This is a genomic window from Achromobacter xylosoxidans (genome assembly GCF_002192695.1).
Lineage (GTDB): Bacteria > Pseudomonadota > Gammaproteobacteria > Burkholderiales > Burkholderiaceae_B > Achromobacter > Achromobacter xylosoxidans_C.
This window is the reverse complement of record NZ_MTLG01000053.1, coordinates 198,494-214,481: the sequence shown is the minus strand read 5'-3', so window position 1 is coordinate 214,481 and position 15,988 is coordinate 198,494. Positions and strand designations below refer to the sequence as shown.

The following is a 15,988-nucleotide window of genomic DNA, read 5'->3' as shown; positions in this document are numbered from 1 at the left end:
TCCATTTTGTGCCCCTGAGGCCTGTATCCCATGGACGAAACTCTCACCAAAATGGCGTTGGACTACCACGCCTACCCCACCCCCGGCAAAATCTCGGTCACCCCGACCAAGACCCTGGCCAACCAGGACGACCTGTCCCTGGCCTACTCCCCCGGCGTGGCGGCCGCCTGCATGGCCATCTTCGACCAAGGCGATGACGCCGCCTCGAAGTACACCTCGCGCGGCAACCTGGTGGGCGTGATCACCAACGGCACCGCCGTGCTGGGCCTGGGCAACATCGGCCCGCTGGCCGCCAAGCCCGTGATGGAAGGCAAGGGCTGCCTGTTCAAGAAGTTCGCCGGCATCGACGTCTTCGACATCGAACTGGCCGAGAACGACCCGGACAAGCTGGTCGACATTATCGCGGCGCTGGAGCCCACCCTGGGCGGCGTCAACCTCGAGGACATCAAGGCGCCCGAGTGCTTCTACATCGAGAAGAAGCTGCGCGAGCGCATGAAGATCCCCGTCTTCCATGACGACCAGCACGGCACCGCCATCATTTCGTCGGCCGCCATCCTGAACGGCCTGAAGGTCGTGGGCAAGGACATCGGCAAGGTCAAGCTGGCCTGCTCGGGCGCCGGCGCCGCCGCGATCGCCTGCCTGGACCTGCTGGTCCACCTGGGCGTCAAGCGCGAACACATCTACGTGGTGGACTCGCGCGGCGTGATCTGGGACGGCCGCGACGAAAACATGGAAGCCAACAAGAAGCGCTACGCGCAGAAGACCGACGCGCGCACGCTGGCCGACGTGGTCAACGGCGCCGACGTGTTCCTGGGCTGCTCGACCGCCGGCGTGCTGACCGCCGACATGGTCAAGACCATGGCCGCCAGCCCGCTGATCCTGGCGCTGGCCAATCCGGAACCGGAAATCCGTCCCGAAGTGGCCAAGGCCGCCCGTCCGGACTGCATCATCGCCACCGGCCGTTCGGACTACCCGAACCAGGTCAACAACGTGCTGTGCTTCCCGTTCATCTTCCGCGGCGCCATGGATGCCGGCGCCTCGCGCATCACGGAAGAAATGAAGCTGGCTTGCGTCAAGGCCATCGCCGAACTGGCGCAAGCCGAACAGAACGACGAAGTGGCCCGCGCCTACGCCGGCCAGGAACTGTCGTTCGGCCCGGACTACATCATTCCCAAGCCCTTCGACCCGCGCCTGATCGTCCAGATCGCGCCGGCCGTGGCCCAGGCCGCCGCCGACTCCGGCGTGGCCGCCCGTCCCATCGAGGACATCGAAGCCTACCGCCAGAAACTGATGGGCTTCGTGTACCACTCGGGCCAGCTGATGCGTCCGCTGTTCGCCCAGGCCAAGAAGGCGCCCAAGCGCGTCATCTACGCTGACGGTGAAGACGAGCGCGTGCTGCGCGCGGTGCAGACCGTGGCCGATGAGAAGCTGGCGTTCCCGATCCTGATCGGCCGCCCGGCCGTCATCGAGATGCGCATCAAGAAGTTCGGTCTGCGCCTGGTCGCCGGCCAGGACTTCGAGATCGTGGATCCGGAAGACGACAGCCGCTTCAACGAGACCTGGGCTGCGTACTACCAGCTGAAGGGCCGCGAAGGCGTGACGCCGGCCATCGCCAAGGCGATGATCCGCAAGCACAACACGCTGATCGGCGCGATGCTGCTGCGTCGCGGCGATGCCGACGCGCTGCTCTGCGGCGTGGCCAGCAAGTACGACAACCAGCTCAAGTACATCGACGAAATCATCGGCAAGAAGGAAGGCCAGACCTACGCCGCCCTGAACGTGCTGATGCTGCCCGACCAGACGCTGTTCGTCACCGACACCCACGTCAACGAGAACCCCACGGCCGAGGAAGTCGCCAGCATCACCATCCAGGCCGCGGACGAAATGCTGCGCTTTGGCGTGGTGCCGAAGATCGCCCTGCTGTCGCACTCCAACTTCGGCAGCCGCGTGACGGAATCCTCGCGCAAGATGGCCGCCGCGCGCCAGATGGTGCAGGACCGCGCTCCCGACCTGGAAGTCGACGGCGAAATGCACGCCGACGCCGCCCTGTCGGAAAAGATCCGCGTCCTGGCCTACCCGGACAGCACGCTCAAGGGCCGCGCCAACTTGCTCGTCATGCCCACGCTGGACACCGGCAACATCACGTACAACATGCTGAAGATGACCGGCAGCAATGGCGTCGCGATGGGTCCGATCCTGCTGGGCGCGGCTCGCCCCGTGCACATCCTGACCACCAGCGCCACCGTGCGCCGCATCGTCAACATGACGGCGCTGGCCGTGGTGGACGCGCAGCAGGAAGCCGCCGAGGCCGCCAAGAAGCGTCGTTGATGATCGACCGCCGCTAAGGCAAAGAGCGCCCCTCGGGGCGCTCTTTTTCATTCCGGAGGGTCACGCCATCAAGATAGCTGCCCTACCCGCGCTGATGGTAAAAACCAAGTTCGACCTTGTTTTCTGGAGTCAACATGCTGGCCGACGCTTTGTATGCCTGGTTTCACTACCTGGCCATTTTCCTGCTCGTGGTGGTCCTGACGGCCGAAGCCGTGCTGCTGCGGCCCGATCTCAGCGCCAGCGGCCTCAAGCGCCTGGTCATTTATGACCGCCTCTATGCGCTGAGCGCCGTGGTCGTGCTTGTCACCGGCGTGCTGCGCCTGACGCTGGGCATCAAGGGCGCCGCGTTCTATATGAGCAATCCCTGGTTCCACGCCAAGATCACGCTCTTCGTCATCATCGGCCTCTGTTCGATCGCGCCTACGATGACATTCCTGCGCTGGGCCAAGCAGTCCCGCCAACAGCCGGGCTTCTTGCCTGCTGCGGCCGACATCAAGCGCGCCCGCCGCTGGGTCATGATCGAATCGCACCTGTTCATCTTCCTGCCACTGTTCGCCGTGCTGATGGCGCGCGGCATCGGCGCATAAGGCAGGCTCCCCGGCCTGCTGCGTGGCTCAGGGGCAGGCCGCGCGGCTGGGCTGCGGTTCCTCGTCGCCCACGATGATGGTGGCGAAGTGGAACACGCCCGCCTCATCGTTCTTGAGCACGTCCACGACCTCGCCGGCCAGCGTCTGCATGACCGACATGCCCTCGGGCACGTCGGCCTGACCGTCACGCCGGGCAACTTGGCCGTCCCAGGGACTCAGCACCAGCACGCCCGGATACGGCTCGCGCGCATCGCCGCGGCCGCGCCGCGCCGACTTGACCTGGGTGCCTGCGGCATAGCTCACGCCGCCGAAACGCGTCGGGCAGGCCAGTTCCGCATCGCTGACCCGCAACAGGCGCCGCGCCTCGTCAAGGTACAGCCGGGGCTCGCTCAAAGGCAGCCCGAATATCTTGACCGCCACCGGGTTCTTGACCTCGATGCGCCAGCGATCCGGATCGCGCGATCCATCGGTGTAGACGGTGCCGCTCGAGCCGTAGACGATGGAGCCCGGCGCAAGGTCCACGGTCTCGACCCGGTTGCCCGGGCCCAGCACGCACTTGTCGAACGCCTTCATGGCGCCGTCGCTCGCCACCTCGAATTCGATGTCCTGTGTGGCGTCGCACTGCCAACCCTGCACCGCCTGGCTACCCGCGCCGCGCAGGATCACATTGCGCGGGTAGCGGCGCAGCAAGGCGTAGGTTTCGTTGTCGTAATCGGTGTTGAGATAGCGCCGGGCGCTCGACGCCCGTACCCCGTACATGGCCACAGGCTGTGGAAACTCCGCTTCGAGATAGGTTTCCAGTTGCCCTTCGTCCTGCAGCTTCAGTCGCGTTCCCGCTGGCATGGCAATGCCGCCGACCGTGGTGGTTTCCTGCAGCGTGATATTGCGGGCGGCCTCCGCACGGGCGCCCTCCCGCTCGATCTGCCAGACCACCGTCTGGACCCAGGCATAGAAAGCGAACGGCACGGCCAGCACGATCGACGCCAGAGCGGAAGTCTTCCAGTACTTGCGTACGGTGCGGCGCGCGCCCGCGCTCACCGCCAAGACCACGGCCCAGCCGAGCAGCAGCAGGCCCGCAAGAAAACCCAGGGAAACGAAGATGTAGAAGCCGGCGGAAGGCAATGCTATGGGAATCATGGCCTGGATGATAAACGCCAAACCCAAACGCCAAGTTCAAACACCGGGTCGCCCGCCCGTCTTCGCACGGCAAACGGCAACAAAAAACCGCCCGGAGGCGGTTTCTTGTTCAAGCCAGGCAGCAGCGTATCAACGCTTGTCCATCGGCGGCACGTCGCGCGTGACCGAACCGGTGAACAGCTGGCGCGGGCGGCCGATCTTGTAATCGGGATCCGACAGCATTTCGTTCCACTGGGCGATCCAGCCCACCGTGCGGGCCAGCGCGAAGATGGCCGTGAACAGCGAGGTCGGGATGCCGATGGCGCGCTGGACGATACCCGAGTAGAAGTCCACGTTCGGGTACAGCTTGCGCTGGACGAAGTACGGATCCGACAGGGCGATGCGTTCCAGTTCCATGGCCAGCTTGAACAGCGGGTCGTTTTCCAGGCCCAGGGCCGAGAGCACTTCCTTGCAGGTTTCCTGCATCAGCTTGGCGCGCGGGTCGTAGTTCTTGTAGACGCGGTGGCCAAAGCCCATCAGGCGCACGCCCGAGTTCTTGTCCTTGACCTTCTCCATGAACTCGCCGACCTTGGCGATGCCGCCGTTGGCTTGCAGTTCTTCCAGCATCTGCAGGCAAGCTTCGTTGGCGCCGCCGTGAGCCGGGCCCCACAGGCAAGCCACGCCGGCCGAGATGGCGGCGAACGGGTTGGTGCCCGACGAGCCGCACAGGCGGACGGTCGAGGTCGAGGCGTTCTGCTCGTGGTCGGCGTGCAGGATGAAGATGCGGTCCAGCGCGCGCTCGACGACTTCGTTCACCTTGTAGTCTTCGCACGGCGTGGCGAACATCATGCGCAGGAAGTTGCCCGTGTAGGACAGGTTGTTCTGCGGGTAGATGAAGGGCTGGCCTTGCGAGTACTTATAGGCCATCGCGACCAGCGTCGGCATCTTGGCGATCAGGCGGATGGCCGAGATGTGGCGATGCTGCGGGTTCGTGATGTCGGTGGAGTCGTGGTAGAACGCGGACAGCGCGCCGACCAGGCCGGTCAGCACGGCCATCGGGTGCGCGTCGCGGCGGAAGCCGCGCAGGAAGAAGTGCAGCTGCTCGTTCACCATCGTGTGATGGGTCACTTGCGAATCGAAGTCGGCCTTCTGGTCCTTGTTGGGCAGTTCGCCGTTCAGGATCAGGTAGCAGATGTCCATGAAGTCGCAATTGACGGCCAATTGCTCGATGGGGTAGCCGCGGTACAGCAGTTCGCCCTTGTCGCCGTCGATGTACGTGATGCCCGATTCGCAGGCGGCGGTGGACATGAAGCCGGGGTCAAACGTGAACATGCCCGTCTGGCCGTACAGCTTGCGGATGTCGATCACATCCGGACCAACCGTACCCTTGTAAACAGGGAACTCAATGGGGGCGCTGCCATCCGAGAAGGATAGAGTGGCTTTTTTGTCAGACAGGTTCATGTTCATTCCTCTCAATTAATCAGAGCGCGCGCATCTGGCCAATGATGCTCCGAAGCCTGGGCGTGTCCAGCGCGCCCTCAAGCTCTTTGCGGGCCAGCAGCAGATCGAGAAGGTCGTTGTCTCCCATCTCGAAAAGCTGCGTCAATGCGGCTACGTCATCATCGGTAAGCTCAGCCTCGTGGGCATCCAGATACCGGGTGATGATCAAGTCGTTTTCGAGCAAGCCGCGGCGCGCCCGCCAACGCAAGCGCGCCCGCTCCAATTCAGTTAGCTTGCTCATCCTTCTTTGCACCTATAAAAGCCCCCACGCCGCACCCGCTACGCGGGCTTGCTGCCCCCCGAGGGGGCGTTTTTGCCTTGGGACGGCCCGGCGGCAAAAAATGCCGCCGGAGGCAAAATGCGCTTAATAAAAACTAGACCGTACGGCGAACCATCAGTTCCTTGATCTTGCCGATCGCCTTGGTCGGGTTCAGTCCCTTGGGACAGACGTCGACGCAATTCATGATGGTGTGGCAACGGAACAGGCGGTACGGATCGTCCAGGTTGTCCAGACGGCTGCCCGTGGCTTCGTCGCGGCTGTCGGCGATGAAGCGGTAGGCTTGCAGCAGGCCGGCCGGGCCGACGAACTTGTCCGGGTTCCACCAGAACGACGGGCAGGAAGTGGAACAGCACGCGCACAGAATGCACTCGTACAGGCCATCCAGCTCTTCGCGCGCCTCGGGCGACTGCAGGCGTTCCTTTTCGGGCGGCGGCGTGTCGTTGATGAGGTACGGGCGGATCGAGTGGTACTGGTTGAAGAAGTGCGTCATGTCCACGATCAGGTCGCGGATGACGGGCAGGCCCGGCAGCGGACGCAGAACGATGGGTTCCTTCAGTTCGCGCAGGTTGGTCGTGCACGCCAGGCCGTTCTTGCCGTTGATGTTCATGGCGTCCGAACCGCACACGCCTTCACGGCACGAGCGGCGCAGGGCCAGGCTGTCATCGACGTCGTTCTTGATGCGCACCAGCGCATCAAGCAGCATCTTGTCGGTCGGCTGGAGTTCGACTTCCAGCTTCTGCATGTACGGGCGCTCGTCCTTGTCCGGATCGTAGCGGTAGATTTCGAACTTGACGATTCTCTTGTTGCTCATAGTGGGCTCAATCCGGACTTAGAAGGTACGCGCCTTGGGCGGGAAGGACTCGACCGTCAGCGGCTTCATCTGCACGGGCTTGTAATCCAGGCGGCTGCCTTCGGAGTACCACAGCGTGTGCTTCAGCCAGTTTTCGTCGTCGCGCGTCGGGTGGTCGTCCAGCGCGTGGGCGCCGCGGCTTTCGGTGCGGGCGGCGGCCGACTTGATGGTGGCGCGGGCCACTTCCGTCATGTTCGCCATTTCCAGCGCCTCGACGCGCGCGGTGTTGAACACCTTGGACTTGTCCTTGAAGTAGATATTGTCGGCTTGCTTGGCCAGATCTTCGATCTGGGTCACGCCTTCGTTCAGCAGCTCCAGCGTGCGGAACACGCCGCAGTGGCGCTGCATCGAGAAGCGGATGGCGTTGCCGATATCTTGCGTCTTTTCGCCCGAGGTGCGCGATTCCAGCTTGTTGATGCGGTCCAGCGAGAATTCGACGGCTTGCTGCGGCACGGGCTGGTGCTCGTGCTGGCGTTCCGGGTGCGAATTGACGATGTGGTTGCCGGTGGCGCGGCCGAACACGATCAGGTCCAGCAGCGAGTTGGTGCCCAGGCGGTTGGCGCCGTGCACCGACACCGCGGCGCATTCGCCGATGGCGTACAGGCCGTTGACGATCTTGTTCTCGCCGTTTTCGCGCGTCAGCACCTGGCCGTGGTAGTTGGCCGGAATGCCGCCCATCTGGTAGTGGATGGTCGGAACGACGGGGATCGGTTCCTTGATCGGGTCCACGTTGCCGAACTTGATGGCGATTTCGCGGATCGAGGGCAGGCGCTTGTTGATCACGTCGGCGCCCAGGTGGTCCAGCTTGAGGACCACGTAGCTGCCGTCCGGACCGCAGCCGCGGCCTTCCTTGATTTCCTGGTCCATCGAGCGGGACACGAAGTCGCGCGGGGCCAGGTCCTTCAGCGTGGGCGCATAGCGCTCCATGAAGCGTTCGCCATCCTTGTTCAGCAGGATGCCGCCTTCGCCGCGCACGCCTTCCGTGATCAGCACGCCGGCGCCGGCCACGCCGGTCGGGTGGAATTGCCAGAATTCCATGTCCTGCAGCGGGATGCCCGCGCGGGCGGCCATGCCCAGGCCGTCACCGGTATTGATGAAGGCGTTGGTGGAAGCGGCCCAGATGCGGCCGGCGCCACCGGTGGCCAGCACCGTGGTCTTGGCTTCCAGGATGTAGATTTCGCCCGTTTCCATTTCCAGGGCCGTCACGCCCACGACGTCGCCCGCTTCGTTGCGCAGCAGGTCCAGCGCCATCCATTCGACGAAGAACTGGGTGCGCGCGGCGACGTTGCGCTGGTAGAGGGTGTGCAGCAGCGCGTGGCCGGTGCGGTCGGCAGCGGCACAGGCGCGCTGGACCGGCTTTTCACCGAAGTTGGCGGTGTGGCCGCCGAACGGACGCTGGTAGATGGTGCCGTCGGGGTTGCGGTCGAACGGCATGCCGAAGTGTTCGAGCTCGTACACGGCGTTCGGCGCTTCGCGGCACATGAATTCGATGGCGTCCTGGTCGCCCAGCCAGTCCGAACCCTTGACGGTGTCGTACATGTGCCAGTACCAGTTGTCTTCGCTCATGTTGCCCAGCGAGGCGCTCACGCCGCCTTGTGCGGCAACGGTGTGCGAACGCGTGGGGAACACCTTGGACAGCACTGCAACGGACAGGCCCGCTTGGGCCAGTTGCAGCGAACAACGCATGCCGGCTCCGCCGGCGCCAACGACCACCACATCAAACTGGCGGCGCGGCAGGGATTTCATGACAGAGACCACGGCTTAAATGCTCCAGAGGATTTGCGCGAAGTAAACGACCGAACCGACCAGCCAGAGGATCGTCAGCACTTGCAGCAGCAGGCGCACGCCCACCGACTTGACGTAGTCCATCCAGATGTCGCGCACACCAATCCAGGCATGCCAGGCCAGCGCAATGAATGCAAGGGTGGCCAGGATCTGGCCAACCGGAAGAACGCCCACGTAGAAGTTGAACAGCGCGGTCCAGTGTTCGTACGTGAAGGCCGGCATCATCAGGATGCCGATGAGCAGCACCAGCGTGTACACGGCCATGATGACGGCGGTGATGCGCTGGATGATGAAATCCATGACGCCGTAATGGGCGCCCACGACCAGACGCTTGGGTCCGTAGTTTTTGACGTCGGCCATTACAGCACTCCGAACAGTTTGAGGGCGAACACCAGGGTCAGAGCCAGGCTCACCCCGAAAACCACGCCGGCGCTCTTCTTGGCCGACAGCTTGTCGATGCCGATGTGCAGGTCCAGCAGCAGGTAGCGGATGCCGGCACAGAAGTGATGCAGGTAGCCCCAGACCAGGACCAGGAAGACAAGCTTGACGATCGGGTTGCCGGCGTAGGCAGCCACGGCTGCGAACGTCTGCGGCGCGGCCACGCTGGCTGCGAACAGCGGCAGAATGACCAAGGGAAGACAGAGGAACAGCAGCGCGCCGCTGACGCGGTGCAGGATGGACAGCTTGCCGGCCAGGGGCAGGCGGTAGCTGGCGAGTTGCGCAATACCAATATTGCGAAACTGCGGACGTGGCTTGGCAGCGGTGTCGGACATGACGGCCTCGGTGTTTCGGAACTAGGGAATCGTTACGGCGGAAATGCCGTCGCCCTTGCGGGCAAACACGGTATTTTCGCCCAGAGATAGGGTTGGTATCAAATCGTAGGTAAAAAGCTCATCAATTCAGACTATTGCGGTAGTGGTATCGATCGGTCAAGTACAACCCCCGGCGAATTTCCATGGGGCGGTCACCATACGTATAAGACACCCTATCCACCTGCAACAACGGCGTCCCGGCGGGAACATTAAGCAGCGGACAGACCTCGGCCGGCGCGATCACCGCGCGCAGCTTTTCGTCCGCGCGCACCATGCTCACGCCGAATTCGGATTCGAACAGACCATAGAGCGGCGCCTTGTTGGCGCTCAGCAGTTCCAGGGTCAGTCCACGGAAGATGGAACCAGGCAGCCAGATGTCGTCCACGACGGTGGGCGTCTGCCCCATGGACAGCAGGCGGCGGATCATGACGACGGTTTCGCCGGCCCGCAGGTCCAGGGCGCGCGCGATCTCGGCGGGCGCCCTCAGGCGCCGGCATTCCAGGATGCGGCTTTCGGCGCGGCCGGCCTCGCCTTCTTCGTCGGCGGCCAGGCGCAGGAAGCGGTAGCGCACGCGCGCTTCGTGGTGGGTGGCGACAAACGTGCCCTTGCCCTGGCGGCGCAGCAGCATGTGCTCAGCGGCCAGCTCATCGACCGCCTTGCGCACCGTGCCCTGGCTTACCTGGAAACGGGCAGCCAGATCGATTTCGCTGGGGATGAGCTCGCCGGGCTTCCATTCGCCGCGTTCCAGGCTCTGGACAAGCAGATCCTTGATTTGCCGGTAGAGCGGACTGAAAGCGGCCCCCTCGCCCGCCGTGCGGGCGGCGCGAATGCGTAAGGAGGTTTCGGGCCGGGGCTCTGCCATGGATCTTTTAGATTGAGTCATGTTTATCCGGGGAAATGGGAGGGCGGCGCAAGGCAGCGAACCCATCCGCAATGCGCTGCCGCCGCCAGTGTTCTGGCTTGATACAGGCGCGCAACCGAAACCGGGTTGCGGCGCATTCGAATAAACGCTCTATTGTGGCATATCGGCCGGGACGCTGTCCAACGTCTTATGTCTTATATAAGATAGAAGAGCAATTGACGGACACGTAAATTCGATCTAGGATTCAACGCTGCCCCGGGCCCTGCGCCAGCCGCTTGCGCGCCACCGCGCACGCCGCTGCGCACGCCGCTGCACACGCGTTGATTTTCACGCCCAACGATTACACTGATTGGTGAGATTTTTTCTCGCCAAACCATTACGGAGAACGTCCATGTCCAAGCCTGCCTTGCGTGTCGCCGTCACCGGCGCCGCCGGCCAAATCGGTTACGCACTGCTATTCCGCATCGCCTCGGGCGAAATGCTGGGTAAAGATCAACCCGTCATCCTGCAACTGCTGGAAATTCCCGACGAGAAAGCGCAAAAGGCCCTGAAGGGCGTCATCATGGAACTGGATGACTGCGCCTTCCCGCTGCTGCAAGAAGTCACCGCCCACAGCGACCCGCGCACCGCCTTCAAGGACGCCGACGTGGCCCTGCTGGTTGGCGCCCGCCCGCGCGGCCCCGGCATGGAACGCAAGGACCTGCTGTCGGTCAACGCCCAGATCTTCACGGCTCAGGGCAAGGCCCTGAACGACGTCGCCAGCCGCAACGTCAAGGTACTGGTCGTGGGCAACCCGGCCAACACCAACGCCTACATCGCCATGAAGTCGGCGCCGGACCTGCCCGCCAAGAACTTCACCGCCATGCTGCGCCTGGACCACAACCGCGCCCTGTCGCAACTGTCCGCCAAGTCGGGCAAGCCGGTCGCCGCGATTGAAAAGCTGGTCGTGTGGGGCAATCACTCGCCCACCATGTACCCCGACTACCGCTTCGCCACCGTCGGCGGCGAATCGCTGTCCAAGCTGATCAACGACGACGCCTGGAACCGCGACACCTTCATCCCCACCGTGGGCAAGCGCGGCGCCGCCATCATCGAAGCCCGCGGCCTGTCCTCGGCCGCTTCGGCCGCCAACGCCGCCATCGACCACGTCCGTGACTGGGTCCTGGGCAGCAACGGCAAGTGGGTCACGATGGGCATCCCGTCGGACGGCTCCTACGGCATCCCCGAAGGCATCATCTACGGCGTGCCGGTCACGACCGAAAACGGCGAATACAAGCGCATCGAAGGCCTGGAAATCGACGCCTTCTCGCGCGAGCGCCTGGACTTCACGCTGAAAGAGCTCCTCGAAGAGCGCGACGGCGTCAAGGACCTGCTGAAGTAAGCAGCGCATGAGTAAAGAATTGGGCCCGTTTGCGCGGGCCCAATTCCTAGGCAAGACCGAAACATAAATCTGTCCCTTTGCTCCTGCGCAAAGGAATGTCGCGAAGGGGACAGATTTATTTTCCGGGCCAGCGGTAATGTCAGGAACCAGGACGGGACGCATCCCGGCCCGGCCTGCAGCGCGCCAGTCCGCTGTCCAGTCGTTTCATCCGGGGCCCATGAAAACACCCGGTCCAAATTACGGAGACCACCCATGTCCAGACCCGAATCCGCCGGCTCCCTCTTTCGCCGCGCGCTTGCCGAAGAAAGCCCCCTGCAGATCATCGGCGCCATCAACGCCAACCACGCCCTGCTGGCCAAGCGCGCCGGCTACCGCGCCATCTACCTGTCTGGCGGCGGCGTCGCGGCCGGCTCGCTGGGCCTGCCCGACCTCGGCATCAACACCATGGACGACGTCCTGACCGACGTGCGCCGCATCACCGACGTCTGCGACGTGCCGCTGGTGGTGGACATCGACACCGGCTTCGGTCCGTCGGCGTTCAACATCGCCCGCAGCGTCAAGAGCCTGATCAAGTTCGGCGCCGCCGCCTGCCACATCGAAGACCAGGTCGGCGCCAAGCGCTGCGGCCACCGTCCGGGCAAGGAAATCGTCTCGACCGAAGAAATGGCCGACCGCGTCAAGGCCGCGGCCGACGCCCGCACCGACACCGACTTCTACCTGATCGCCCGCACCGACGCGATCGCCTCGCACGGCGTGGACGCCGCCATCGAGCGCGCGCTGGCCTGCGTGGAAGCGGGCGCCGACGCGATCTTCGCCGAAGCCGCCTACGACCTGCCCACCTATGACCGCTTCGTCAAGGCGGTCAAGGTGCCGGTGCTGGCCAACATCACCGAATTCGGCAAGACGCCGCTGTTCTCGGTGGAAGAGCTGAAGAGCGTGGGCGTGGGCATGGTGCTCTACCCGCTGTCGGCCTTCCGCGCCATGAACAAGGCCGCCGAAGCCGTCTACACCGCCATCCGCCGCGACGGCCACCAGAAGAACGTGGTGGACCTGATGCAAACGCGCGAGGAACTGTACGACCGCATCGGCTACCACGAATTCGAATCGAAGCTGGACGCGCTTTTCCAGAAGGGCAAGGCGTAAGCTGGCCCACGGTTTCCGGCGCCGCGGCAGCCGCCCGGCGCCTTGCATGCCCACCCCCATAGCAATGACCATCGCGAAAGGAAGGAGTAGAGACATGAGCACGGCTCCCAAGAAGCAAGTGGCCAAGACGGATGCCAAGCCGGAAGAAAAAGCCGGTTTCAAGCCCAAGAAATCGGTTGCGCTGTCCGGCGTCGTCGCCGGCAACACGGCGCTGTGCACGGTCGGCCGCAGCGGCAACGACCTGCACTACCGCGGCTACGACATCCTGGATATCGCTGACGCCAGCGAGTTCGAGGAAATCGCCCACTTGCTCGTCCACGGCAAGCTGCCGAACAAGGCCGAACTGAAGGCCTACAAGGAAAAGCTGCGCAGCCTGCGCGGCCTGCCCGCCCAGCTGCAAGCCGCGCTGGAAGCCCTGCCCGCCGCCAGCCACCCGATGGACGTGATGCGCACGGCCGTGTCGGTGCTGGGCTGCGTGCTACCTGAAAAGGACGACCACAACACCCCGGGCGCGCGCGACATCGCCGACCGCCTGATGGCCAACCTGGGCTCGGCGCTGCTGTACTGGTACCACTACAGCCACAACGGCCGCATCATCGACGTGCAGACCGACGACGACAGCATCGGCGGCCACTTCCTGCACCTGCTGCACGGCGAAAAGCCCAGCGACGAGTGGGTCAAGGCCATGCACATCTCGCTGAACCTGTACGCCGAACACGAGTTCAACGCGTCCACGTTCACCGCCCGCGTCATCGCCGGCACCGGCTCGGACATGTTCTCCGCGATCTCGGGCGCCATCGGCGCGCTGCGCGGCCCCAAGCACGGCGGCGCCAACGAAGTGGCCTTCGACGTGCAGAAGCGCTATGAAACGCCGGAAGAGGCCGAGGCCGACATCCGCCGCCGCGTCGAAGCCAAGGAAGTTATCATCGGCTTTGGCCACCCGGTCTACACCGTGTCCGACCCGCGCAACAAGGTCATCAAGGAAGTCGCCAAGAAGCTGTCCAAGAAGGCCGGCAGCACCAAGATGTTCGACATCGCCGAACGCTTGGAAACGGTCATGTGGGACATCAAGAAGATGTTCCCCAACCTGGACTGGTTCTCGGCCGTCAGCTATCACATGATGGGAGTCCCCACCGCCATGTTCACGCCGCTGTTCGTCATCGCGCGCACGGCGGGCTGGTCGGCCCACATCATCGAACAGCGCATCGACAACAAGATCATCCGCCCCACCGCCAACTACGTGGGTCCGGAAGACCAGAAGTTCGTGCCGCTGGACAAGCGCAAGTAAGACCCGGGACACGGACGAGGGCACGGCATGGCCACCTGTATTCATTCCATGGAGAGGTACCGCTATGTCTGCCCCGATCTCCAACGTCCGTCCCGATCCCGACCTGGTCCTGGTCGACATCGCCGACTACGTCCTGAAGTATGAAATCCAGAGCGGCCTGGCGTACGAAACGGCACGCAACTGCCTGATCGACACGCTGGGCTGCGGCCTGGAAGCGCTGGAGTATCCAGCGTGCAGGAAACTGCTGGGGCCCCTCGTCCCCGGCACGACAGTGCCCCACGGCGCCAAGGTGCCGGGCACCCAATTCCAGCTCGACCCCGTGCAGGCCGCCTTCAACATCGGCACGATGATCCGCTGGCTGGACTTCAACGACACTTGGCTGGCTGCCGAATGGGGCCATCCGTCCGACAATCTGGGCGGCATCCTGGCCACCGCCGACTGGCTGTCCCGCATCGCGGTCGCGGCCGGCAAGCCGCCCCTGCTGATGCGCGACGTGCTGACCGGCATGATCAAGGCGCATGAGATCCAGGGTTGCATCGCACTGGAAAACTCCTTCAACAAGGTCGGCCTGGACCACGTGGTGCTGGTGAAAGTGGCCTCCACCGCCGTGGTGGCGCAAATGCTGGGCCTGAGCCGCGAGGAAGTGATCAACGCGGTGTCGCTGGCCTGGGTCGACGGCCAGAGCCTGCGCACCTACCGCCACGCCCCCAACACCGGCAGCAGGAAGAGCTGGGCCGCCGGCGACGCCACCAGCCGCGCCGTGCGCCTGGCGCTGATCGCCCGGACCGGCGAAATGGGCTATCCGTCCGTGCTGACGGCCAAGACCTGGGGCTTTTACGACGTGCTGTTCAAGGGCCAGCCGTTCCGGTTCCAGCGCCCCTACGGCAGCTACGTGATGGAAAACGTGCTGTTCAAGATTTCGTTTCCGGCCGAATTCCATGCGCAGACCGCCGTCGAATGCGCGATGGAGCTCCATGGCCGGCTGCAGGCCGCTGGCAAGAACGCCGACGACATCGCGAAAATCACCATCCGCACGCACGAAGCCTGCATCCGCATCATCGACAAGAAGGGACCGCTGGCCAACCCGGCCGACCGCGACCATTGCATCCAGTACATGGTGGCCGTGCCGACGCTGTTCGGCCGCCTGACCGCGGCCGACTACGAGGACGCCGTGGCGCGGGATCCGCGCATCGACGCGCTGCGCGACAAGATCGTCTGCGTCGAGGACCCGGCCTACACCCGCGACTATCACGACCCCGACAAGCGTTCGATCGCCAATGCGCTGACGGTGGAATTCAAGGACGGCACGCGGCTGGACGAAATCGTCTGCGAGTACCCCATCGGCCACAAGCGCCGCCGCGCCGAAGGCATACCGCTGCTGGAAACCAAGTTCCGCACCAACCTGGCGCGCATGTTTCCCGCCCGCCAGCAGGACCGCATCCTGCAGGCCTCGCTGGACCAGAAGCGGCTGGAAGCCATGCCGGTCCACGAGTACGTCGACCTGTACGTGATCTGAGCCGCCTCGCCGCAAAGCCCCGTCTGCGGGGCTTTGCCTCTGGGCCTGAACGCGCAGTGGCGCAGCTTACAATGCGGCTTTCCTCGACTGGATCGCGCCATGGCCATGCTTTGGGTCAAGACCTTTCATATTGTCTTTATCGCTTCCTGGTTCGCCGGCCTGTTCTACCTGCCGCGCATCTTCGTGAACCTGGCGCAGCAATCGGACCCCGCCGTCCAGACCACCCTGCTGGGCATGGCGCGCCGCCTGTACCGCTTCACCACCATCCTGGCCATCGTCGCGGTCGTGTTCGGCATGTGGCTGTACCTGGGCTATGGCATCGGCGTGGGCCCCGGCAACGGCTGGATGCACGCCAAGCTCTTTTTCGTCCTGCTCGTCATCGGCTACCATCACGCCTGTGGCCTGATGCTGCGCAAATTCGAACAGGGCAAGAACACCCGTTCGCACAAGTTCTATCGCTGGTTCAACGAAGTTCCCGTCTTGCTGCTCTTGGTGGTGGTGGCGCTGGTCGTCGTCAAACCCTTCTGATACCCCCTACCT

At 64.0% G+C, this 15,988-nt stretch carries 15 protein-coding genes; 7 read left to right on the top strand and 8 right to left on the bottom strand.

Translation table 11 applies throughout. The features are described 5' to 3' along the window. Positions 1–30: 30 nt before the first annotated feature. Together BRO63_RS07475 and BRO63_RS07470 are read left to right on the top strand one after the other, a co-directional pair. Positions 31–2,328 carry an NADP-dependent malic enzyme gene (locus tag BRO63_RS07475; RefSeq protein ID WP_088139109.1) on the top strand — a complete coding sequence of 766 codons (2,298 nt, stop codon included), beginning with the start codon at positions 31–33 and terminating at the stop codon, positions 2,326–2,328. Positions 2,329–2,462: 134 nt separating this feature from the next. Beyond that, positions 2,463–2,915 carry a DUF2214 family protein gene (locus tag BRO63_RS07470; RefSeq protein ID WP_013392314.1) on the top strand — a complete coding sequence of 151 codons (453 nt, stop codon included), beginning with the start codon at positions 2,463–2,465 and terminating at the stop codon, positions 2,913–2,915. A gap of 27 nt (positions 2,916–2,942) precedes the next feature. Here the strand turns inward: BRO63_RS07470 and BRO63_RS07465 are convergent, their stop codons facing one another. The 8 genes from BRO63_RS07465 to BRO63_RS07430 form a co-directional block, all read right to left on the bottom strand. After that, positions 2,943–4,052, bottom strand: coding sequence for a hypothetical protein (locus BRO63_RS07465; protein ID WP_088139198.1), 1,110 nt, complete (start codon positions 4,050–4,052; stop codon positions 2,943–2,945). Positions 4,053–4,181: 129 nt separating this feature from the next. Beyond that, on the bottom strand, positions 4,182–5,492 hold the full coding sequence (gene gltA, locus BRO63_RS07460; RefSeq protein WP_059375329.1) for a citrate synthase: 1,311 nt from the start codon (positions 5,490–5,492) through the stop codon (positions 4,182–4,184). Positions 5,493–5,511: 19 nt separating this feature from the next. Further along, positions 5,512–5,772, bottom strand: coding sequence for a succinate dehydrogenase assembly factor 2 (locus BRO63_RS07455; protein ID WP_013392311.1), 261 nt, complete (start codon positions 5,770–5,772; stop codon positions 5,512–5,514). A 133-nt stretch (positions 5,773–5,905) separates the two neighbouring features. Continuing rightward, the gene (locus BRO63_RS07450) at positions 5,906–6,622 is read right to left on the bottom strand and encodes a succinate dehydrogenase iron-sulfur subunit (RefSeq protein WP_088139108.1); all 717 of its coding nucleotides are present in this window, start codon (positions 6,620–6,622) and stop codon (positions 5,906–5,908) included. 18 nt (positions 6,623–6,640) lie between these two features. Next, complete coding sequence (gene sdhA, locus BRO63_RS07445) at positions 6,641–8,419, bottom strand: succinate dehydrogenase flavoprotein subunit (RefSeq protein WP_088139107.1); 1,779 nt, start codon at positions 8,417–8,419, stop codon at positions 6,641–6,643. A gap of 3 nt (positions 8,420–8,422) precedes the next feature. After that, positions 8,423–8,806 carry a succinate dehydrogenase, hydrophobic membrane anchor protein gene (gene sdhD, locus BRO63_RS07440; protein ID WP_013392308.1) on the bottom strand — a complete coding sequence of 128 codons (384 nt, stop codon included), beginning with the start codon at positions 8,804–8,806 and terminating at the stop codon, positions 8,423–8,425. Next, positions 8,806–9,219: a succinate dehydrogenase, cytochrome b556 subunit gene (gene sdhC / locus BRO63_RS07435; RefSeq protein WP_008161845.1), complete on the bottom strand. Its 414-nt coding sequence runs from the start codon at positions 9,217–9,219 to the stop codon at positions 8,806–8,808. The genes sdhD and sdhC overlap by 1 nt, the downstream gene beginning before the upstream one ends. 121 nt (positions 9,220–9,340) lie before the next feature. After that, on the bottom strand, positions 9,341–10,120 hold the full coding sequence (locus tag BRO63_RS07430; protein ID WP_088139106.1) for a GntR family transcriptional regulator: 780 nt from the start codon (positions 10,118–10,120) through the stop codon (positions 9,341–9,343). A 391-nt stretch (positions 10,121–10,511) separates the two neighbouring features. On the opposite strand from BRO63_RS07430, the gene BRO63_RS07425 reads away from it, so the two are divergent. The 5 genes from BRO63_RS07425 (at position 10,512) to BRO63_RS07405 (ending at position 15,976) form a co-directional block, all read left to right on the top strand. Next, a complete protein-coding gene (locus BRO63_RS07425) occupies positions 10,512–11,501 on the top strand; it encodes a malate dehydrogenase (RefSeq protein ID WP_088139105.1) in 990 nt (329 codons plus the stop codon). Positions 11,502–11,753: 252 nt separating this feature from the next. Then, positions 11,754–12,644, top strand: a complete 891-nt coding sequence (prpB, locus tag BRO63_RS07420; RefSeq protein WP_088139104.1) for a methylisocitrate lyase — start codon at positions 11,754–11,756, stop codon at positions 12,642–12,644. Between the two features lie 94 nt (positions 12,645–12,738). Then, complete coding sequence (gene prpC, locus BRO63_RS07415; RefSeq protein WP_088139103.1) at positions 12,739–13,932, top strand: bifunctional 2-methylcitrate synthase/citrate synthase; 1,194 nt, start codon at positions 12,739–12,741, stop codon at positions 13,930–13,932. A gap of 64 nt (positions 13,933–13,996) precedes the next feature. After that, a complete protein-coding gene (locus tag BRO63_RS07410) occupies positions 13,997–15,448 on the top strand; it encodes a bifunctional 2-methylcitrate dehydratase/aconitate hydratase (protein WP_088139102.1) in 1,452 nt (483 codons plus the stop codon). A 99-nt stretch (positions 15,449–15,547) separates the two neighbouring features. Then, complete coding sequence (locus BRO63_RS07405; protein WP_179215050.1) at positions 15,548–15,976, top strand: CopD family protein; 429 nt, start codon at positions 15,548–15,550, stop codon at positions 15,974–15,976. The last annotated feature ends 12 nt before the right edge of the window (positions 15,977–15,988 follow it).